This window comes from Tardiphaga sp. vice154, from assembly GCF_007018645.1.
Classification (GTDB): Bacteria; Pseudomonadota; Alphaproteobacteria; order Rhizobiales; family Xanthobacteraceae; genus Tardiphaga.
Genome location: NZ_CP041399.1, coordinates 3,988,300 through 4,010,138, shown reverse-complemented (window position 1 = coordinate 4,010,138; position 21,839 = coordinate 3,988,300). Strand labels below are relative to the sequence as shown.

Here is a 21,839-nt window from a genome sequence, read left to right as displayed (position 1 = left end):
GGAGAGTAAGATGTCCAGGATGAGCAAGATGATGCTGTCGGCGGTGGCCGGCATCGTGCTTGGGGCGGCGACGGCGGCGCAGGCGCAGGAGACCGTCAAGATCGGCCTGATCGTGCCGATGACCGGCGGCCAGGCCTCAACCGGCCAGCAGATCAACAATGCGATCAAACTTTACATGCAGAAGAACGGCGACACCGTCGCCGGCAAGAAGATCGAGATCATTCTCCGCGACGACGCGACGCTGCCCGACAACACCAAGCGGATGGCGCAGGAATTGATTGTCAACGAGAAGGTCAATGTCATCGCCGGCTTCGGCGTGACGCCCTCCGCGCTCGCCGCAGCACCGCTGGCGACCCAGGCGAAGGTCCCGCAGATCGTGATGGCCGCCGGCACCTCGATCATCACCGAGCGCTCGCCCTATATTGCGCGCACCTCGTTCACGCTGGCGCAGTCCTCGACGATCATCGGCGACTGGGCCGCCAAGAACGGCATCAAGAAGGTCGCCACGCTGACCTCGGACTACGCGCCTGGCAATGACGCGCTGGCCTTCTTCCGCGAACACTTCACCGCCGGCGGCGGCCAGATCGTCGAAGAGGTCAAGGTGCCGCTCGCCAACCCGGATTTTGCGCCGTTCCTGCAGCGCATGAAGGATTCCAAGCCGGACGCGGTGTTCGTGTTCGTACCGGCCGGGCAGGGCGGCAACTTCATGAAGCAATATGCCGAGCGCGGCCTCGACAAGTCCGGCATCAAGGTGATCGGGCCGGGCGACGTGATGGACGACGATTTGCTCAATGGCATGGGCGACGCAGCCCTCGGCGCCGTTACCGCACACATTTATTCCGCGGCGCATCCGTCGCCGATGAACAAGGAATTTGTCGCCGCCTACAAGAAGGCCTATGGCACCCGCCCGGGCTTCATGGCTGTCGGCGGCTATGATGGCATTCACCTGATCTACGAAGCGCTGAAGAAGACCGGCGGCAAGGCCGACGGCGATTCGCTGATCGCGGCGATGAAGGGCATGGCCTGGGAGAGCCCGCGCGGCCCGATCTCGATCGATCCGGAGACCCGCGACATCGTGCAGAATGTCTATGTCCGCGAGGTCAAAAAGGTGGACGGCGAATTGTACAACGTGGAGTTCGCGACCTTCGAGGCCGTCAAGGACGCCGGCAAGACGAAGAAGTAAGTATAGTTAAGCGACGCTGATGATGGCCCCCTCCCCCTTGTGGGGAGGGTCGGCCGAACGAGTGACGATGCGACAGCATCGTCGGGAGTGGAGGCCGGGGTGGGGGTAGCCACGGGCTCCGGAATTTGTGGCACCCCCACCCGTCACGTTTGTTCGCTCCGCTCTCAAACGCGCCACTCTCCCCGCAAGGGGGAGGGTTAAGAAAGAAAGCGCTCCGACTACATGACTCTTCTCACCATCCTGTTCGACGGCGTCGCCTATGGCATGCTGCTGTTCGTGCTGGCCTGCGGCCTGGCGGTGACGCTGGGGCTGATGAATTTCGTCAATCTGGCGCATGGCGCCTTTGCGATGGTCGGTGGTTACGTCTGCGCGGTGCTGGTCAACCGCTCCGGCCTGCCGTTCTTCGCAGCACTTCCGATCGCCTTCCTCGCCAGTGCTGCGATCGGCGCGGTCGCGGAGCGGACGCTGTACCGGCATCTCTACGCCCGCAGCCACCTCGACCAGGTGCTGTTCACCATTGGTCTCGTTTTCATGTCGGTGACGGCCTGCGACTATTTCATGGGATCGTCGCAGGTCTTCATCCAGTTGCCGGCCTATCTGCAGGGCCAGATCGACATTTTCGGCCTCAATGTCGGCCGCTACCGGCTCATGATCATCGTGATCTGCGGTTTGCTGACGATCGCCTTGCAGATGATCCTGTCAAAGACCCGGTTCGGCAGCCGCTTGCGCGCCGCGGTGGATGATCCGCGCGCGGCCTCGGGCCTCGGCATCAACGTGCCGCAGGTGTTTGCGCTGACCTTTGCGTTCGGCTGCGGCCTTGCCGGCATGGGCGGCGCGCTCGGCGCCGAGATCCTCGGCCTCGATCCGTACTTCCCGCTGAAATTCATGATCTACTTCCTGATCGTCGTCACCGTCGGCGGCTCTTCCAGCATCACCGGGCCGTTCTTGGCCTCGCTGCTGCTGGGCATCGGCGACGTTGCCGGCAAATACTACGTGCCGAAGCTCGGCGCCTTCGTGATCTACACCATGATGATCGTGATCCTGATCTGGCGCCCGAACGGCCTGTTCGGCCGCACCAGTGCACGGTGAGGACGCCATGACCGTGAATGAATCCCTGCGCGCCCAGGTGGGCACCTTCGCCATCCAGCGCGGCCGCTGGCATTGGGGCGAGGCCGTGTTCTGGCTGCTCGCCGTGGCCTGCGTATTCCTGTTTCCTAACCGCTATCTGATCCTCACCGAGATCGCCTGGCTGGCGCTGTTCGCGATGTCGCTCGATCTGATCCTCGGCTACGCCGGCATCGTGTCGCTCGGCCATGCCGCCTTCTTCGGCTTCGGCGGTTATGCCGCGGGGCTTTTGGCGTTGCATCACGTCGTCGATGAGCCGGTGCTGGCGCTCCTGGTCGCAGGGCTTGCCGCGATGGCGCTCGGCTTCGTGACCTCCTTCCTGGTGATGCGCGGCACCGATCTGACCCGGCTGATGGTGACGCTGGCGATCGCGCTGTTGCTGCGCGAGCTCGCCAACCGTTTTTCCAACATCACCGGCGGCTCCGACGGCCTGCAGGGCATCGAGATGGCGCCGATCCTCGGCCAGTTCTCGTTCGATATCTTCGGCAAGGTCGGCTTCATCTATTGCCTGGCCGTATTGTTCGTCCTGTTCCTGCTGGCGCGACGGATCGTCCACTCGCCGTTCGGCCTGTCGCTGCGCGCCATTCGCAACAATCCTCTGCGCGCCTCGGCGATCGGCATTCCGGTCAACCGCCGCCTGATCGCGATCTATACCATCGCGGCGTTCTATGCCGGTGTTGCCGGCGCACTGTCGACGCAGACCACGGCGTTGGCCTCATTGGACGGCTTCGCCTTCGACCGCTCGGCCGACCTGATGCTGGTGCTGATCATCGGCGGTACCGGCTATCTCTATGGCGGACTGATCGGCGCGGTGATCTTCAAGTTGCTGCAGGAGCTGTTTGCAACGCTCACGCCGCAATATTGGATGTTCTGGATCGGCCTGGTGTTGGTGGCGATCGTGCTGATAGGCCGCGAACGCCTGCATCGCTGGGTGCTGTACGTGCCCAACCTCGTGCTGCGCCGGTTCGGGGCGAAAACCCCGATCGCGCTGGCAGAAGGGGACCGGCCATGACCATCGCGCTGGAAACCGTCAACCTGGAAAAGAAATTCGGCGGGCTCAGGGTCACGAGCGATCTCAGCCTGAAGATCGAGTCGGGCGCGCGGCACGCGCTGATCGGTCCGAACGGCGCCGGCAAGACCACGGTGATCAATCTGTTGACCGGCGTGCTGACGCCGGACTCCGGCCGCATCCTGCTGGAGGGCCAGGAGATCGGCAGCCTGCCGGTGCACAAGCGGGTGCTGCGCGGGCTGTCGCGTACCTTCCAGATCAACCAGCTCTATGCGGATCTCACGCCGCTGGAAACCATTGGCCTCGCCGCCTCCGAACATCTCGGCCACGGCGGCGACTGGTGGCGCCGCATGGGCACCCGCGCGGACGTCAATGACGAGATCGCGGAAAATCTGTCGCGCTTCCATCTGCTCGACGTGATGAATGAGCCGACCGCCACGCTACCCTATGGCAAGCAGCGTCTGCTGGAGATCGCCGTGGCGCTGGCCACCAAGCCGCGCGTGCTGTTGCTCGACGAGCCCGCCGCCGGCGTGCCGGAGAGCGAGCGCCACGACATCCTCTCCGCGGTAGCCTCGCTGCCGCGCGACGTCACCGTGCTTCTGATCGAGCACGACATGGATCTGGTGTTTTCCTTCGCGGACCGCATCTCGGTGCTGGTCGCCGGCGCCCTGCTGGTGGAGGGGGCGCCCGACGAAGTCGCGCGCGATCCCCGCGTTAAGGCGGTCTATCTGGGCGAGGGCGCCGATGTCTGATCTGTTGACCATCGACCAGCTCTGCGCCGGCTACGGCCAGGCCGTGGTGATCCCGAAAATGACGCTTGCCCTCGGCGAGGGCCAGGTGCTGGCGCTGCTCGGCCGTAACGGCACCGGCAAGACCACGCTGATCAATTCCATCGTCGGCGTCACCCGCCGTTTCAGCGGCTCGCTGTCGCTCGGCGGCCGCGACCTCACCGCGATGCGCGCCGACCAGCGCGCCCGCGCCGGCATCGGCTGGGTGCCGCAGGAACGCAACATCTTCAAGTCGCTCACCGTGGAAGAGAACATGACCGCCGTGGCGCAGCCCGGCGAATGGACGGTGCGGAAAGTCTACGAGATGTTTCCGCGGCTGGAAGAGCGCAAGGCCAATTTCGGCAACCAGTTATCCGGCGGTGAACAGCAGATGCTCGCCGTCGGCCGCGCTTTGGTGCTCAATCCGCAGGTGCTGCTGCTCGACGAGCCGACCGAGGGCCTGGCGCCGATCATCGTCGAGGAACTGCTGGCGGCGCTCGGCAAGATCACCCGCGCCGGCGGCATCTGTTCGATCATCGTCGAGCAGAATGCGCAAAAGATTCTGGGCCTCGCCGACCGCGTCGTGATACTGGAGCGCGGCAGCATCGTGCATGATGCCGCCAGTGCCGCGCTGAAGGCCGATCCCACCGTGCTGGAGCGCTTTCTCGGCGTGGCCGGGGCCGCGAAACATTGAACCGGTCACGCCGGGCCGACGATGCAAACGAATATCTGGGAGTGAGACCATGCTGAGAACCACCGCCCCGTTCCGCGCCGACGAAGTCGGCAGCCTGCTGCGCCCGCAGAAGATCAAGGACGCCCGCGCCAAGCTCGAAAAGGGCGAGATCACCGCCGACGACCTGCGCAAGATCGAAGACTCGGAGATCGAGAAGGTCGTGCACAAGCAGGCCGCGATCGGCCTCAAGCTGGCGACCGACGGCGAGTTCCGTCGCTCCTGGTGGCACTTCGACTTTCTCAGCCTGCTGACCGGCTGCGAGCTGTATCACCCCGACCATGGCATCCAGTTCGCCGGTGTGCAGACCCGGCAGGATTCCGTGCGCGTGATCGGCAAGCTGGATTTCCCCGACGACCATCCGATGCTGGCGCATTTCAAGTTCCTGAAGCGCCATGCCGACATCGCCGGCGTCACCGCCAAGATGACCATCCCGTCGCCCGCCGTGCTGCACTTCCGCGGCGGCCGCAAGGCGATCTCGCCGGATGTCTATCCGGATCTCGACGTGTTCTTCGAGGATCTCGCCAAGACCTACCGCAAGGCCGTCAAGGCGTTCTATGACGCCGGCTGCCGCTATCTGCAGTTCGACGATACGGTGTGGGCCTATCTGTGCTCCGAGGATGAACTGGCCAAGCTGCGTGCGCGCGGCGAAGAGGCCGATGGCCTGCAGCAGATCTATGCCCGCATCATCAACTACGCGATCGCCGAGCGCCCCGCCGACATGGTGATCACCACCCACGTCTGCCGCGGCAACTTCCGCTCGACCTGGATCTCTTCGGGCGGCTACGAGCCGGTCGCAGAAACGCTGCTGGCCGGCACCAACTATGACGGTTACTTCCTGGAATATGATTCCGAGCGCGCCGGCGGCTTCGAGCCGCTGCGCTTCCTGCCCAAGGGCAAGAAGGTCGTCGTGGTCGGCGTCATCACCTCGAAGTTCGGCGAGATCGAGAAGAAGGAAGCCGTCAAGGCACGCCTGATGGAAGCCGCCAAATTCGCGCCGCTGGAGCAGCTCGCGGTGTCGCCGCAATGCGGCTTCGCCTCGACGGAGGAGGGCAATCTGCTCAGCGAGGAAGAACAATGGGCCAAGCTGACGCTCGCCGTCGATGTGGCGAACGAAGTCTGGGGCAAGTAAGCGCTTGCAATTTACGAGGGCCCATGTGGCGCTCCTAAATACCATGGGTCCCCGCGAACGCGGGGACCCATACCCTCCGACGCCGTAATAGAAACGCAGGCAGAGCCACGCTGCCTCGTGTCTGTCATAGCTACAGCGTGTATGGGTCCCCGCGTTCGCGGGGACGACGCGGCGGGTGTGGCTTCGACTGAGCGTCGCTGCAAACGCGCGAGAGATCAACGCCCCTGCGGCGGTCGCACCACCAGCACCGAGCATTTGGCGTAGCGCACCACATGGCCGGCGTTGGAGCCCAGGAAATAGGTCCGCATGGCCGGGCGGTGCGAGGTCATCACGATCAGGTCGGCCTTGATTGCCGCGGCTTCCTCGAGAATCTCGTGATAGATGCCGCCCTGTCGCACGACATGCGAGACGCTGGCGGGGTCGATGCGGCAGTTTAGCGCCACCTGCGCCAGGGCTTCTTCGGAGGACTCGCGCTGCTGGGCGTCGAAATCCGCCGGGACATATTCCGCTAGCATCACCGGCGTCATCGGCAGCACGTTCAGAAGCCGTACCTTGGCGCCGAACGTCTGCGACAGCAATGCAGCCTGGGCGATCGCGGGCTGCGCGAGTTCGATCTCTGACAGATCGATCGGAACCAGAATGGACGTGTACATGGGCGCCTCCGTCGTGCCGGAGCATAGCACGACAGCGCCCGGCCGCGTGCGGCTATTCGCCCTTCAGCAGCTTCGGGGTGACGAACTGCGCGAGCTGGCCGCCGCGGAACGCCACCTCGTTCCAGTCGGCGATGGCGAAGTCGATGATGACGATGCTGCCGGTCGGCAGGTTGCGCGCGATGGCGTGGCGGCCATCGGCGTCGCCGCCGTCGATAAGGCCAAGCGCCAGCTCGTGCAGGCCGGGATTGTGACCGACGATCACCAGCAGCTTTGGGTCCTCGACCGCCGCGTCGCGGATCACTTGAAGCAGTTCGGCAGGGCCCGCGCCGTACAGCTCTTCGAGATGCGCGACCACCGGCCGGGCATCCGGCAGTTCGGCGGCGACGAGGTCCCAGGTCTGCCGGGCGCGTGCGGCGGTGGAGACGCAGACGAGGTCGGGCAGCGGCGGGTGCCGGTTTAGCCAGGCGCCCATCGCAGCGGCGTCGACCAGACCGCGGTCGTCGAGCCGGCGGTCGAAATCCTTGCCGCTCGGCGCGTCCGTTTCGGTCTTGGCGTGACGCAGCAGCAGCAATCGACGCATGGCGCGGTCTCGATTCGGCAAGAGGGCGCCGGGGCGCCGGATGCTCAGCGGATTAATCGACCTGCGCGGCGAGGACAAGGTGACAAGCACCGAACGGATCCGTAGAAAACGACATGACCGAAGCTTCCGCAAGTACGACCGATCGCCCAGGCGCCGCAGGGCCGGAGCGCACGCGGCTGGGCGTCGATCTCGACGTCGACATTTGCGTGGTGGGCGCCGGGCTGGCGGGCCTCTCGGTGGCGCTGGCGGCTGTGCGCATGGGCGCCAGCGTCGCCGTGCTGGAAGGCCGCCATATCGGCTGGAACGCATCCGGCAACCAGTTCGGCACCGTGATGCCCGGCTTCGGCCTGCCGCTCGCCGACCTGATTGAGCGGGTCGGGCTGGAAGATGCCCGCGAATGTTGGGCGTTGTCGCAGGAGGGCGCGGAAGCCGTGCGCGCCTATGCCGCGGAAGACAGCATGCCGGGCCTCGCGCGTAGCGATGGCGCGCTGGAGGTCTCCAATGTCGATGTCGGGGACCGGCTGATTGCGCGGCTGCAGATGCTCGGCGAGGATTTCGATACCGAGGTCGAAGGCTGGCAGATCGACCGCGTCCGCGACGTGCTCAAGACCAAACGCTATTTTCATGGCGTGTATTACCCTCGCGCGTTCCAGATCGACGGCCCGGCCTATCTGCAGGGGCTGGCGGCGCTGGCGCGCGCAGCCGGGGTGCGGATTTTCGAAGATACGCCGGTGGTCAACCTGGACGCCGCCGGCATCCGCAAGCGCATCGTGACCCCCTCAGCGCGGCTGCGGTCCTCGCAGGTCGTGCTGGCCGGCAACGTGCATCTCGGCGAACCCGCGCCGCGGCTGGCGCAGACCCTGCTGCCGGTGTGGCGCTATGGCGCGATCACCGAGCCGCTCGGCGAGCGCCTGGCGGAGGCCATCACCTTCACGGGTTCGGTGACCGATACCGACGGCATCGACCAGTTCCGCATCGTCGGCGGCGACCGGCTGATGTGGTCGGGGCCGGAGACCAGTTGGGAGGCCCGGCCGCAGCGCTACGCTGGCGCCATTGCGCGGCGGATCCGCACGGTGTTTCCGCAGCTTGGCCGCGTCGCGATCGCCGAGACCTTCGGCGGCGCCATCGGGCAGACCGTGCACGGCATGCCGCAGATCGGCGAATTGCGCCGCGGCCTCTGGGTCGCCAGTGGCTTTGGCCGCCAGGGCCTTAACACCACGGCGATGGCCGGGCAGTTGATTGCCGCCGGGATGCTGCACCGCGACGACCGCTGGAAGCTGTTCTCGCCGTTCGAACTGGTCTGGGCCGGCGGCCGCACCGGCCGCATCGCCGGCTACGGCGTCGGCATCTGGAACCGCCAGAGTGCGGCGTTGGCCGGCACGCTGGCGCGCTACCGCGAAGGCGCGCGGGCTAGGGAACGGGTTCGCCAACGTCGGCTGGCGGAGGCCAATCTGCGGGCCGGCACAAGCGGGCCGCAGCCGCGCCCGTCGGGCGAGGATTCCACCGGATGATCTGCACCTCGCAGCAATGTGAGAGAAATCTCTGGCGGCGGGTGTAACTTCGCGGTGCTTCGCCCGTATCTTTGGGCGAACGAGGTCACGTCTCGACCTCCCAGGGAGACCATCATGATCGACCGCCGATTTTTTCTCACCACTGCAGCCGGACTGGGGGCGCTGATGACGTTCAAATGGCTCCGCGTGTCGCCGGCCGAAGCCGCCGACGAGAAGTTTGAAGTCACCAAGACCGATGCCGAGTGGCGCGCACAACTGACGCCGCAGCAATACGAGATCCTGCGCAAGGAGGGCACCGAAAGGCCGTTTTCCAGCCCGCTGAACAAGGAAAAGCGCAAGGGCACCTTCGCCTGTGCAGGCTGCGACAACGTGCTGTTCTCGTCGGAGACCAAGTTCGAGAGCGGAACAGGCTGGCCGAGCTTCTGGCAGCCGCTGCCCAACGCGGTCGGCGAGCGCAAGGATTCGACGCTCGGCATGGTACGCACCGAGATCCATTGCCGGCGCTGCGGCGGTCATCTCGGCCACGTCTTCGACGACGGCCCGAAGCCGACCGGCCTGCGCTACTGCATGGACGGCTTTGCGATGATCTTCAAACCGGCGACCCCGTCGGCGAGCTGATTTCGCTTACGAACGGACCGGCGATATCAGGCGCTGGTACCGGCAATTATTTCCGCGCTAGGCAATTGTGCCCCGGTCGAAAGACCGGGGCTTTTCTTTATTTCATTGAAAACATGGCGTTATTTGTCTTGGCACGGGGCTTGCGACACTCACTTCGAATGCGGCCATCAGTTTTGGCAACCGGCGGGCCGCCCGGATCGAAGTTGGAGACAATGTTATGGGTATCTTCGGCGCGCTGACTACCTCCGTTGCGGGCCTGCGGGCAAACTCCTACGCGCTGGAGAACATTTCCGGCAACATCGCCAACTCTCAGACCACCGCCTTCAAGCGCATCGACACCAGCTTCCTCGATCTGATCCCTGATACCGGCAATTCGGCGCAGCTCGCAGGCTCTGTCAAAGCAGGCTCGCGCAGCACCAACACCATCGCCGGTTCGGTGACCTCGTCATCGGTGGCGACCTACATGGCGATCAATGGCGCCGGCTTTTTCGCGGTCCAAAAGCCAGGCAGCGTCTCGGATTCCACGCCGGTGTTCGACGGCGTCAACAAATACACCCGTCGCGGCGACTTCACGCTCGACAAGAACGGCTACCTGGTGAATGGCGCCGGCTATTACCTGCAGGGCGTCAAGATCGATCCGTCCACCGGCAATCCGGCCGGCAGCACGCCGGCAGTGATGCGCTTCCAGAACGACTTCCTGCCGTCGCAGCCGACCACCAAGATCGACTACCGCGCCAATCTCGCCAGCTATCCGCTGACCACCAAGCACAACACCGCGGTGGTCGGCTCGGAACTTCTGCGCTCGGCTGACTTCGTGTCCAACCCGCGACCGCTGGGCACGCCGGCGACGCCGTTCGGCAATACCGCCACCACCGGCAATGCGCGGACCAACTTCGAGACCCCGGCCGTCGCGATCAAGGCGGCCACCAAATTGCTGAGCGCAACGGGAACGGATTCGCTTCCTGCCGGCTTCATCGCCGGCGACACAATGACGCTCAAGGTCACCAATGCCGGCGTCACCACGACCAAGACAATCTCGTTTTACAACGGCGGCGCCGCGCCGGCGCCGGTCACTGGTACCACTTTCATCGATCTCTCCGCCGCGGGAAGCACCGTCGGAAGCCTGCTGTCCACGATCGACGGCCTCACCGGCACGACGACACCGTCGAGCATTTCGGCGACAGGCGCCGTCACGCTGAATACCGGCACCGCCAACGACTTCTCCCTGACATCCTCGTCCGCAGCAGGCTTCGGCTCGCTGGGCTTCTCCGGCACGGTCACGGCGCTGCGCACCGGCGGCGGCACTGCCGGCACCGGCGTGGTGATCGGCAGCGACAACCAGACCTTTCTCAACGAGTCGATAAGCGGCGGCGCGGCCACCGCCTATGACGGCAACGGCGCGCCGGTCAGCCTCCAGTTCCGCTGGGCCAAGGTTGCCTCGGCCACCACAGGCGGCACCGATACCTGGAACCTGTTCTACCAGACCAATCCCGCCGCCACCGGCTCCGCCATTGCCTGGCAGAACGTCGGCACCGATTTCAAGTTCGGCACCGACGGCCAGATGCAGCCGGTGATCGGCCAGATCACGTTGAGCGGCCTGACGGTCAGCGGCGTCAGCCTCGGCAACGTCACGATGGCGTTCGGCACCGGCGGCCTGACCCAGTTCGCCGACACCAATGGCAACGCCCAGGTCAACCAGTTGCAGCAGGACGGCTACGCCGCCGGCCAGTTGAAGAGCGTCTCGGTCAGCAACCAAGGCCGCGTCGTCGGCAGCTACTCCAACGGCCGCAACATCGATCTGGCCGAAGTCAGCGTCGCGACCTTCAACGGCGCCGACTTCCTGAAGCGCATCGACGGCGGCGCGTTCGAAGTCACCAACGAATCCGGCCAGCCGCTGTACGGCAAGGGCGGCAGCATCTCCGGCGCGTCGCTGGAATCGTCGAACACCGACATCGCCGACGAATTCACCAAGCTGATCGTCACCCAGCAGGCTTATTCAGCCAATACCAAGGTGATCACGACGGCGAACACGATGGTGCAGGATCTCCTGAACGTGATGCGATAATCCGCGCGGCATTCGCCCGCGGTTTTTGAGAGCGGTAGTCAGTCATGAGTCTAAACGACGCACTCTCCATAGCAATGGCCGGCCTGCGTGCGAACCAGGCCGCGATGTCGCTCGTCTCGTCGAACGTCGCCAATGCGGAGACGCCCGGCTACGTCAAGAAGACCATCAACCAGGTCGCGACCAATGCCGGCTATGGCAGCAGCGTCACCATCGTCGGCGTCAACCGCGAACTCGACCAGTACATCCAGGCGCAGTTGCGCACCGAAACATCCGGCGCGGGCTATGCCTCGCTGCGGTCGAACTTCCTGCAGCAGTTGCAGGGCATGTATGGCAATCCGGGCTCGACCGGGACGCTGGAGGCGGCCTTTGCAGGCCTGACTACCGCGGTGCAGGCGCTGGCGACCAGCGCCGACAGCCAGTCGGCGCGGATCGGCGTCGTCAACGCAGCCGCGGTGCTGTCGCAACAGCTCAATTCGATGACACAGGGTATCCAGAGCCTGCGCGGCGCGGCCGAGACCGACATCCGCGGCTCCGTCGACGACGCCAACGCGCTGATGAAGCAGATTGCGACCATCAACAACTCGCTGGCAGCCAATCCGGCCGGTGGTACCTCGACGGATTCATCCACGGCGGCACTGCTCGACCAGCGCGACCAGTATATCACGAAGCTGTCCGGTTTGATGGACATCCGCGTCACCACCAACGGTGCCAACCAGGTCACGGTATTCACCGGCTCCGGAGTGCAGCTGGTCGGCCAGGAAGCCGCGACGTTGTCGTTCAACGCGCAAGGCACGGTGACGCCGAACACCGAGTGGAGCGCCGATCCGTCGAAGAGCAAGCTCGGTTCGGTGATCGTGTCGTTCGCCAATGGCGGATCGATCGACCTCACGGCCACCGGCGCGATCAAGTCGGGCAAGATCGCCGCCTATACCGAACTGCGCGACAAGACGCTGGTCGAGGCGCAGGACCAACTCGACCAGTTCGCGGCGCAGATTTCCAGCGCGCTGTCGGACAAGACCACGGCGGCCACGATCACGATTCCGACGGCCGGCTCGCAGACGGCGACGCTCGACGTGTCGGGGATGCAATCCGGCAACGTCGCCCATCTGTCGTATACGGACGCCAGTAACGTCAAGCACCAGATTTCGCTGATGCGGGTCGACAATCCCAGCGTACTGCCGTTGTCGAATAATGTGACGGCGGACCCGTCCGACGAAGTGTACGGCATCGACTTTTCGGCTAGTCCGGCGTCGATCGTGGCGCAGATCAATACCGCGCTGAACGGCCGGCTGACAGTGACCGGCGCGTCGCTGTCCGCGCTGACGGTCCAGAACAACCCGACGCTGACCACGCTGACGGCGGCGTCGGTGACCACCACGGCGTTGCCGGGGTCGCTCACCTCAGGCAACCCGCAGGTGGCGCTGTTCACCGATACCGGCTCTTCCTACACCGGCGCAATCAGCGGTTCGGGATCGCAGATTACCGGCCTTGCCGGACGTCTCACGGTCAACAGCGCGCTGTTGGCGGATCCGTCCAAGCTGGTGCTGTACGGCCCGACCACGGCCGCCGGCGATACGACGCGCGTCGATTTCATCATGTCGCGGCTGACCAAGGCGACGTTCCAGTACACGCCGTCCGACGGTGTGGGCAGCGCCAGCGCGCCTTTCAAGGGCACGCTGCTGAGCTACATGCAGCAGTTCACCAGCGCGCAGGGCGCCCAGGCCAGCGCGGCGAAGCAACTGGCCAGCGGCCAGGATGTGGTTCTTGCAACGCTGCAGGGAAAGATGACGACCACCTCGGGCGTCAATATCGACGACGAGATGGCGCACCTGCTTTCGCTGCAGAACGCCTACTCTGCCAATGCGCGCGTGATGTCGACCGTGAACGACATGTACAAAACCCTGATGCAGGCTTTCTGAGGTAACAGTCATGACCATTAGCGGCGTCAGCGGACGGACATCCTACATCGGCTCGGGCATTCTCGACCTGCGCAGCCAGCTCGATACGCTCACCCTGCAGCTGTCGAGCGGCAAGGTGTCCACCACCTATGAGGGGCAGGGCAGTGGCCGTAGCCTCGCCATCACCCTGCGTTCGCAGATCACCGCGATCGCCGGCTATTCCGATACGGCCGTGAACCTGAACACCCGGATCGGCGTCGCCAACCTGTCGCTGCAGCGGCTCGCGCAAATCGGGTCGACCGTCAAGGGTGCGGCGGTCAGCGCCGGCACGACGCTGGACAATACCGGCCAGACCGCCGGGCAGAAGACCGCGAACCTGTCCTTCGTCGACTCGGTCGACATGCTGAACACCAAGTCCGGCGACCGCTACCTGTTCTCGGGCCGCGCCACCGACACGGCGCCTGTGGCTTCGTCCACCGATATCATGGACGGCGACGGCATCAAGGATGGCCTGAAAACCGTCATCGCCCAACGCAAGACGGCGGATCTCGGCACCGGGCTGGGGCGCCTGGCGATCGCGCCTCAGGCCGTTGGTTCGACGGCGGTAGCGATTTCCGAGGAGACGCCGGCAACCGTGTTCGGCATGAAGCTGACCAATGTCGCCTCGACGTTGACCGGCGCGACCGTGACCGGACCGACCGGGACCCCGGCGGCGATCTCGGTCAATCTCGGCGCCACTAATCCGAACCCCGGCGACAAGGTCAAGTTCACCTTGACGCTGCCGGACCAAACCCTCGAGACCATCGAGATGACAGCGGTCGCCGCGGGCACGACGCCGCTGCCATCCAACAGCTTCGAGCTCGGCGCCACCACCGACATCACCGCCAGCAATCTCAACGCCGCGCTGACCACATCGGTCGGAGGTCTCGCGAAGGGCACGATGGTGGCGGCCTCGGCGATCGCGGCCGGGGACAGTTTCTTCGACACGCCGCCGATGCGAGTCGGCGCGGGCGGAGCCTCGGCCACCGCGCTGGTCGATGGCTCGGCCGACACCGTGAGCTGGTACAAGGGTGAACCCGACATTCCGGCCAACGGCTCGGCCCGCGGCTCGGCCGTCGCCCAGGTCGACCAATCGATCACCGTGAATTACGGCGCCCGTGCCGACGAGCAGGCGCTGCGCTCGCAGCTGCAGACGGTCGCCGTCTATGCGGCGTTCTCGATCGACGTTACCAATCTGACCAATCCGGCCATCGCCAAGGCCGCCAATGCCCAGGTCGCCGCGCTGAACCAGCGGGTAGCGCTGAACCTGGCCCCGGTGGCGGGCACGCAATCGATCCAGGACATCCAGGCCGACTTCGCTGGCGCGTCAGTATCAATCAAGGCGACGACGGACCGTCAGACCCAGACCAAGGCGCTCAGCGAGACGCTGCTGAATTCCATCGAAGGCATCGATGATAACGAGGTCGCCGCCAAGATCCTGGCCCTGCAGACCGCGCTGCAGGCCTCGTATAAGACGACCTCGACGCTGTACCAGATGAGCCTGGTCAAGTTCCTCTAGGCGTTAGTCTCGTCATTGCCGGCGTCGCGTCACATGGATGCATCACAGGTCCGGCTACGCCGCAGCCTGGCTGTCGCACCAAATGCGCCACATCTCGCGATAGGCGGTCTCGATATCCCGGGCGAAGCCCGAAAAATCCATCATCGGGCTGCGCGCCATCATCTGCCGCAGGTCTCGTCGCAAGGCTCGCCGCCGGTCGAGATCGGCCGCCAGCGCCACGGCGCGCGCGACATAACCTTCTTCGTCGGTCGCGATCAATTCGGGCAGCCCGATGTTTTCCAGGATAGAGGCGCATAGCCGGGCGGTGAAATACCCACCGGCCAGCGCCACCACCGGAACGTTCATCCACAACGCATCGAGCGTCGTGGTGCCGCCGTTGAACGGAAACGGGTCCAGCGCGATATCAATCCTGTCGTACAGCACATACTGGTTCGAACGCTTGCGGGGTTCGAGGATGACGCGGTCGACGGGCAGGCCCAGGCGCGCCAGCCTGGTCAACGTCTGTGCTTTGAAGTCGGTGCCGTCGATGCCAATGATTTCCAGCAGCAGTCGCGAATCCGACACGCGCTCAAGAATCTCCGCCCATCGCTCCAGCGTGCGATCGGTGACTTTCGAGAAATTATTGAAGCAACCGAAGGTGACGTGAACGTTGTCATCGCTGGGAACATGATCGATCGGGGCGGAGATATCCCGGCGCGGCTCGTAGCAACAGAACGATTTCGGCAGCCGCCAGAGCGTTTCGGTATTGTACCGCTCCGTCATGCCGACCGGATCCGTGTGGGGGTCGGTGATCCGGTAGTCGATCGCGCTCACCCCGGTGGTGGTGGTGAAGCCCAGCCATGTGGCCTGCACCGGCGCTGGCTTGCGGGCAAACACCAGCAGCCGATTGGCAGCCATATGGCCAGACATGTCGATCAGGATATCGATCGCATCGCTCTCGATCAGATCGGCTGCGGCATCGTCATCGAGATAGCGTATATTTTGCCAGCGATCGAAATGCGGCTTCAGGCGAGCCGTCACCTCGTCCTCTTCGGAGATCGTGGTGTAGGCAAAAATCTCGAAATGGCGTTTGTCGTGGTGCGTCAGTAATGGTTCGAAGAAGTAGTTCACGGCGTGGCTGCGGAAGTCGCCGGAAACATAGCCGATCCGCAGCTTGCGGTCAGGGTCTATGGCGTTGCCGAAGGGACGATGGCGGAGCAGGGCGGCTGATATGTCGCGGTCGAACAGACGGGCCTGATCGACCACCACTTCGTGCGGAACATCGGCGTAGCCCAGCATCATGATCAGGTTGTTATGCGCGCTGACAAGGTCAGGCTTGGTGGCGACCGCCGCGCGGTAGTTTTCAATCGCCTCGTCATTGCGACCCTGGCCCTTCAGGTTTCCGGCAAGGTTGTTCATGGCTTCCGCATAGTCGGGCCTGATCGACAGCGCGTGCCGATAAGCTGTTTCCGCCTGCTCGATTTCACCGAGATCGGAGTGGGCGTTGCCCTTGTTGTTGTAAGCTTCGACCAGTTGCGGATCGAGGCGAATGGCTTCGGAAAATCGTGCGATCGCCTGCGGAATCTTGCGTTGCTCGAGCAGAATGGCGCCGATGTTGTTGTTCGCCTTGGCCATATCGACCCCGAGCGCGATCACCCGGTCGTAACACGCGATCGCCTGGTCGAGCCGGCCGGCGTCCTTGTGCAGATTGCCGAGATTGATGAACGGGTTCGCAAAGCCCGGCTTGAGTTCAACGGCTCGCTCGAAATGACGCAGCGCCTCATCGCGCCGGCCGATACCGAGCAGCGTCGTTCCCAGATTGTAATGCGCTTCAGCGAAATCAGGATGGATTTCCAACGCGCGCTGAAAGCTTTCGATAGCGGCAGTCGTCCGCCCATTGTCGCGCAGCAGCGTGCCCAAATTGTTATGGGCGAGCGCAAAACCAGGGTCGAGTACGATGGCGCGCTCGTAACACTCTGTCGCCTTGGTGATGTCCGATGTCTTGCGGAAGAAATTGCCGAGATTGTTGTGGGCCACGGCGTGCCCGGGCATTCGCCTGATATTGTCCTGGTGCTGTGCCAGCGCAGCATCCAACTGGCCGTCTTCCATCAAGACGTTGGCAAGATTGTTTCGGGCATCGAAATAGTCGGGGTCCAGTTCGATCGCGCGGCGCAACGAGCGAATGGCTTCCTGGTGACGTCCCAGGCCGGCAAAGGCGCTACCAAGATTGCTGTGGAACGACGCAATAGCGTCGTTCTGGGCCATGGCGCGGTTGATCCATTCGACAGCGGCTTCCATCCGCTCGTCCTGGATCGCCAGCACCCCCATCATGTGCAGCGCATCGATGTGGTCGGGCGCTTCGGCGAGAACCAGCTGCAGGATTCTGAGCGCTTCCGCCAGCCGCCCGGCCTTCTGGCACACCACCGCTTGCTGGATCGCTTCGGCGTGTCCGATCCGGGCTCGCAGTTCCATCGCCTCCGGACCGTTCAGGCCGCGGCTGGCGGCGCGGTCCAGAATGTTTCGGGCATCGCTGCTGGCGCCGGTGAGCAACAGGGCCTCGGCAAAGGAAAACCAGTACTGGCCTTCGGCGGGGTTGGCCTGCAGCGCCGCCGTCAGGAGCTTCAGCGCATCGTGGGGTCTGCCGCGCCGAAGGCTGATGAGGCCGAGCCCATGATTGGCAGCGGCGTCGTCGGGATTCGAGCTGAGAACGCTGCGAAACAGCCGTTCGGCGTCGGCAAACCGGCCGGCGCCAACATGCGCCAGCGCCTTGCGAATCGCCTTGTTATCGGACCGCAGCGTTACATTCATGAGAAGACCAGCAAGCGAGAGAGATGGCGCAGCATAGGCGATTCTCTCGCAAAGCGTGCTGCCTGCGTCATATCTCAATACCGCAGGTTTGAAGCGTGCCGCGCTCGAGGCGTGCCGCTCGTCCGTTTCGCGCCGTCCCTGCACACGGCGGTCATGCGATCCTGAAGGATTTTGTCGCAGTCGCTGAAGTCGATTTGTAGTATTCACGTACTGCCCGCTCAAAAAAAGAGAATGAGCGGTGAAATTTATTTTTCGCAGGCGCCGTCATGCCTACCGTCAATTTGGTCATGAGATACCACAAAACCCCAATCCGCATGAGAGACGCGAATGGGCAGGCCGGTTGATTCAATTGCAGAAAAGACGTCCGTCGATGAGGTCGGGGTACCCTGATCCGTAAAATGTGTAGTTGAGTTGCCCGCGCGGAGCGTGACAAACTTGCGCGGTCCGTTTTACGCATTGTTAGAGTCTGACGATCATCTTCCGTGCAGCGATCAAGAAGATCGTAGTTCAGTTTACCAGGAAGGTATCTAACATGGCCGGCATTACCCTTACGTCTGCAGTCCGTCAGAATTTGCTCTCGCTGCAGTCCACTGCATCGCTTCTGTCAGAAACCCAGAACCGCCTCTCGACCGGTAACAAGGTCAACTCGGCGCTCGACAACCCCACCAATTTCTTCACCGCCTCGTCCTTGAATTCGCGTTCGAGCGACATCAACAATCTGCTCGATGGTATCGGCAACGGCGTGCAGATCCTGCAGGCCGCCAACACCGGCATCACCTCGATCCAGAAGCTCGTGGACTCCGCCAAGTCGATCGCCAACCAGGCGCTGCAGACCACGGTGGGCTACACCAAGTCCTCGATCACCAGCCTCGCCACCACCGGCGCGACTGCTTCCAACCTGCTCGGCCCCTCTGGCGCTCCGACGACTGCCGCTTTCACCGGCGCAGCCGCCGTCAACAACCTGACCACTCCCGGTACGCTGACCGGTGCGACCAAGTTGTCCGGCGGTGCCAACTCCGACTCGTTGACGACCAGTTTCGCCGCCAACGACACGCTGACCGTCAACGGCCAGACGCTGACCTTCAAGGCTTCGGGTGCTTCCGGTGCCAATGAAATCAACATCACCGACGACGTGACTGCGCTGCTCGGAAAGATCGACGGTCTGACCGGCGCAACGGGTTCGACCGTGACGGCTGGCAAGCTGGTCATCAACACCGGCACCGCTTCGGACCTGACGATCACCAGTTCCGCTGCAGCGCCGCTGGCTGCTCTTGGTCTCAGCACCGGTGTTACGCAGGCCCGTACGGCTGGTTCTGCTCCGGCTCTGCAGGGCAAGGTCCTGACAATCGGTGCAACGGGCGGCGGTACCGCTTCCTCGATCACCTTCGGCACGTCCGCCGGCCAGGTCGATACGCTTGACAAGCTCAACACCGCTCTGTCGACGAACAACCTGCAGGCCAGCATCGATACGACCGGCAAGCTGACCATCACCACCACGAACGATGCGGCTTCGGCCAACATCGGCACCGTCGGCGGTACTGCGTCGACCACTTCCACTGTCGGCTTCAACGGCCAGAGCGTCGTCAACGCCGTCAAGGATCCGACCTCGCAGGCGACGCGCGCCAGCCTGATCGCCCAGTACAACCAGGTGATCGATCAGATTGAAACGACGGCGAAGGACTCGTCCTTCAACGGCGTCAACCTGCTCAACAACGACACCCTGAAGCTGACCTTCAACGAAACCGGCACTTCGAAGCTCAGCATCTCCGGCGTCTCGTTCGGCCCCGGCGGTCTCGGCCTGTCGAAGCTGACGGCGGGTACCGACTTCACCGACAACGCGGCGGCAAACAAGACCCTTGCCTCGCTGACTACCGCCTCCACCACGCTGCGCTCGCAGGCCTCGAGCTTCGGTTCGAACCTGTCGGTCGTGCAGATCCGTCAGGACTTCTCGAAGAGCCTGATCAACGTGCTGCAGACCGGTGCGTCGAACCTGACGCTCGCCGACACCAACGAGGAAGCGGCCAACAGCCAGGCGCTGTCGACCCGCCAGTCGATCGCGGTGTCCGCGCTGTCGCTCGCCAACACCGCCCAGCAGGGCGTGTTGCAGCTGCTGCGCTGATCTCGGCGAACAATATCAACGAAGACCGGGCGGCGGGGGAAACCCCGCCGCTTTTTCGTGAGGTGTTCGTGCCGGACCAGAGAAGCCGCGGCCGAATTAGGGTTCTGTTAACTACGTTACTCCGATGGAGAAAAACCCGACAGGCTATTCTACAGATCGAATTACCTACTAAGCTACTGCTCTACCTGCGTATTCGCTAATCGGCCCGGAACAGGGGGCGCGCAATGCCGACAAAGCCCGCGTCGGATTTTACGCTGCGTTAATTTTTGTAGTCGCATCGTACCTTCAGTGCCCAAGAAGGGCGCGTTTCGAATACCAGGAAGGTACTCAATTATGTCCGGCATTACCCTTACGTCTGCAGTCCGCCAGAACCTGCTCTCGCTGCAGTCCACTGCATCGCTTCTGTCGGAAACCCAGAACCGCCTCTCGACCGGTAACAAGGTCAACTCGGCGCTCGACAATCCCACCAACTTCTTCACCGCATCGTCCTTGCACTCGCGTTCGAGCGACATCAACAATCTGCTCGATGGTATCGGCAACGGCGTGCAGATCCTGCAGGCCGCCAACACCGGCATCACCTCGATCCAGAAGCTCGTGGACTCTGCCAAGTCGATCGCCAACCAGGCGCTGCAGACCACGGTGGGCTACACCAAGTCCTCGATCACCAGCCTCGCCACCACCGGCGCGACTGCTTCCAACCTGCTCGGCCCCTCTGGCGCTCCGACGACTGCCGCTTTCACCGGCGCAGCCGCCGTCAACAACCTGACCACTCCCGGTACGCTGACCGGTGCGACCAAGTTGTCCGGCGGTGCCAACTCCGACTCGTTGACGACCAGTTTCGCCGCCAACGACACGCTGACCGTCAACGGCCAGACGCTGACCTTCAAGGCTTCGGGTGCTTCCGGTGCCAATGAAATCAACATCACCGACGACGTGACTGCGCTGCTCGGAAAGATCGACGGTCTGACCGGCGCAACGGGTTCGACCGTGACGGCTGGCAAGCTGGTCATCAACACCGGCACCGCTTCGGACCTGACGATCACCAGTTCCGCTGCAGCGCCGCTGGCTGCTCTTGGTCTCAGCACCGGTGTTACGCAGGCCCGTACGGCTGGTTCTGCTCCGGCTCTGCAGGGCAAGGTCCTGACAATCGGTGCAACGGGCGGCGGTACCGCTTCCTCGATCACCTTCGGCACGTCCGCCGGCCAGGTCGATACGCTTGACAAGCTCAACACCGCTCTGTCGACGAACAACCTGCAGGCCAGCATCGATACGACCGGCAAGCTGACCATCACCACCACGAACGATGCGGCTTCGGCCAACATCGGCACCGTCGGCGGTACTGCGTCGACCACTTCCACTGTCGGCTTCAACGGCCAGAGCGTCGTCAACGCCGTCAAGGATCCGACCTCGCAGGCGACGCGCGCCAGCCTGATCGCCCAGTACAACCAGGTGATCGATCAGATTGAAACGACGGCGAAGGACTCGTCCTTCAACGGCGTCAACCTGCTCAACAACGACACCCTGAAGCTGACCTTCAACGAAACCGGCACTTCGAAGCTCAGCATCTCCGGCGTCTCGTTCGGCCCCGGCGGTCTCGGCCTGTCGAAGCTGACGGCGGGTACCGACTTCACCGACAACGCGGCGGCAAACAAGACCCTTGCCTCGCTGACTACCGCCTCCACCACGCTGCGCTCGCAGGCCTCGAGCTTCGGTTCGAACCTGTCGGTCGTGCAGATCCGTCAGGACTTCTCGAAGAGCCTGATCAACGTGCTGCAGACCGGTGCGTCGAACCTGACGCTCGCCGACACCAACGAGGAAGCGGCCAACAGCCAGGCGCTGTCGACCCGCCAGTCGATCGCGGTGTCCGCGCTGTCGCTCGCCAACACCGCCCAGCAGGGCGTGTTGCAGCTGCTGCGCTGATCTCGGCGACTCAGACCAACCAAGACCAGGCGGCAGGGGAAACCCTGCCGCCTTTTTCGTAGCGATATACCGCTGAGAGGCCCGGAAAGCTCAATGCTTTCCGGGCTTTTGCCGTTTTGGGACAGTATCTGCGGGCGCTTAAGGAGCTGTTAACCATAAATTAAAGGGTGCCTGCTCATAGTCG

The 21,839-nt window shown here is 63.7% G+C and carries 16 protein-coding genes; 13 read left to right on the top strand and 3 right to left on the bottom strand.

Translation table 11 applies throughout. The features are described from left to right. Nucleotides 1–28: 28 nt before the first annotated feature. The 6 genes from FIU28_RS18770 (at nt 29) to FIU28_RS18745 (ending at nt 5,946) form a co-directional block, all read left to right on the top strand. Nucleotides 29–1,183 (top strand): ABC transporter substrate-binding protein, encoded by a 1,155-nt coding sequence (locus FIU28_RS18770; RefSeq protein WP_441351306.1) that lies wholly within the window; start codon nt 29–31, stop codon nt 1,181–1,183. Between the two features lie 222 nt (nt 1,184–1,405). Beyond that, complete coding sequence (locus FIU28_RS18765; RefSeq protein WP_143574694.1) at nt 1,406–2,272, top strand: branched-chain amino acid ABC transporter permease; 867 nt, start codon at nt 1,406–1,408, stop codon at nt 2,270–2,272. 7 nt (nt 2,273–2,279) lie between these two features. Further along, nucleotides 2,280–3,320, top strand: coding sequence for a branched-chain amino acid ABC transporter permease (locus tag FIU28_RS18760; protein ID WP_143574693.1), 1,041 nt, complete (start codon nt 2,280–2,282; stop codon nt 3,318–3,320). After that, nucleotides 3,317–4,069, top strand: a complete 753-nt coding sequence (locus tag FIU28_RS18755) for an ABC transporter ATP-binding protein (RefSeq protein ID WP_143574692.1) — start codon at nt 3,317–3,319, stop codon at nt 4,067–4,069. Before FIU28_RS18760 ends, FIU28_RS18755 begins: the two co-directional genes overlap by 4 nt. Beyond that, nucleotides 4,062–4,778, top strand: coding sequence for an ABC transporter ATP-binding protein (locus FIU28_RS18750; RefSeq protein ID WP_143574691.1), 717 nt, complete (start codon nt 4,062–4,064; stop codon nt 4,776–4,778). Before FIU28_RS18755 ends, FIU28_RS18750 begins: the two co-directional genes overlap by 8 nt. Nucleotides 4,779–4,827: 49 nt before the next feature. Beyond that, nucleotides 4,828–5,946, top strand: coding sequence for a cobalamin-independent methionine synthase II family protein (locus FIU28_RS18745; protein WP_143574690.1), 1,119 nt, complete (start codon nt 4,828–4,830; stop codon nt 5,944–5,946). A gap of 215 nt (nt 5,947–6,161) precedes the next feature. Here FIU28_RS18745 and FIU28_RS18740 read toward each other — a convergent pair whose 3' ends face one another. Together FIU28_RS18740 and FIU28_RS18735 are read right to left on the bottom strand one after the other, a co-directional pair. Then, nucleotides 6,162–6,599: a universal stress protein gene (locus FIU28_RS18740; RefSeq protein WP_143574689.1), complete on the bottom strand. Its 438-nt coding sequence runs from the start codon at nt 6,597–6,599 to the stop codon at nt 6,162–6,164. Between the two features lie 52 nt (nt 6,600–6,651). After that, entirely contained in the window at nt 6,652–7,179 is a 528-nt protein-coding gene (locus FIU28_RS18735) for a SixA phosphatase family protein (protein ID WP_143574688.1), read from the bottom strand. Between the two features lie 113 nt (nt 7,180–7,292). On the opposite strand from FIU28_RS18735, the gene FIU28_RS18730 reads away from it, so the two are divergent. The 5 genes from FIU28_RS18730 (at nt 7,293) to FIU28_RS18710 (ending at nt 14,829) form a co-directional block, all read left to right on the top strand. Beyond that, nucleotides 7,293–8,690: an NAD(P)/FAD-dependent oxidoreductase gene (locus FIU28_RS18730; RefSeq protein ID WP_143574687.1), complete on the top strand. Its 1,398-nt coding sequence runs from the start codon at nt 7,293–7,295 to the stop codon at nt 8,688–8,690. A gap of 114 nt (nt 8,691–8,804) precedes the next feature. After that, the gene (gene msrB, locus FIU28_RS18725) at nt 8,805–9,308 is read left to right on the top strand and encodes a peptide-methionine (R)-S-oxide reductase MsrB (protein WP_143574686.1); all 504 of its coding nucleotides are present in this window, start codon (nt 8,805–8,807) and stop codon (nt 9,306–9,308) included. A 217-nt stretch (nt 9,309–9,525) separates the two neighbouring features. Beyond that, the gene (locus FIU28_RS18720; protein ID WP_143574685.1) at nt 9,526–11,373 is read left to right on the top strand and encodes a flagellar hook-basal body complex protein; all 1,848 of its coding nucleotides are present in this window, start codon (nt 9,526–9,528) and stop codon (nt 11,371–11,373) included. Between the two features lie 44 nt (nt 11,374–11,417). Continuing rightward, nucleotides 11,418–13,292: a flagellar hook-associated protein FlgK gene (flgK, locus tag FIU28_RS18715; RefSeq protein ID WP_143574684.1), complete on the top strand. Its 1,875-nt coding sequence runs from the start codon at nt 11,418–11,420 to the stop codon at nt 13,290–13,292. Between the two features lie 10 nt (nt 13,293–13,302). Continuing rightward, a complete protein-coding gene (locus FIU28_RS18710; protein ID WP_143574683.1) occupies nt 13,303–14,829 on the top strand; it encodes a flagellar biosynthesis protein FlgL in 1,527 nt (508 codons plus the stop codon). A 54-nt stretch (nt 14,830–14,883) separates the two neighbouring features. Here FIU28_RS18710 and FIU28_RS18705 read toward each other — a convergent pair whose 3' ends face one another. After that, nucleotides 14,884–17,760, bottom strand: a complete 2,877-nt coding sequence (locus tag FIU28_RS18705) for a tetratricopeptide repeat protein (protein WP_143574682.1) — start codon at nt 17,758–17,760, stop codon at nt 14,884–14,886. A 388-nt stretch (nt 17,761–18,148) separates the two neighbouring features. Between FIU28_RS18705 and FIU28_RS18700 the strand changes: the two genes are divergently transcribed. After that, nucleotides 18,149–19,735: a flagellin N-terminal helical domain-containing protein gene (locus tag FIU28_RS18700; protein ID WP_143574681.1), complete on the top strand. Its 1,587-nt coding sequence runs from the start codon at nt 18,149–18,151 to the stop codon at nt 19,733–19,735. Between the two features lie 333 nt (nt 19,736–20,068). After that, a complete protein-coding gene (locus FIU28_RS18695; protein ID WP_143574680.1) occupies nt 20,069–21,655 on the top strand; it encodes a flagellin N-terminal helical domain-containing protein in 1,587 nt (528 codons plus the stop codon). Nucleotides 21,656–21,839 lie beyond the last annotated feature (184 nt).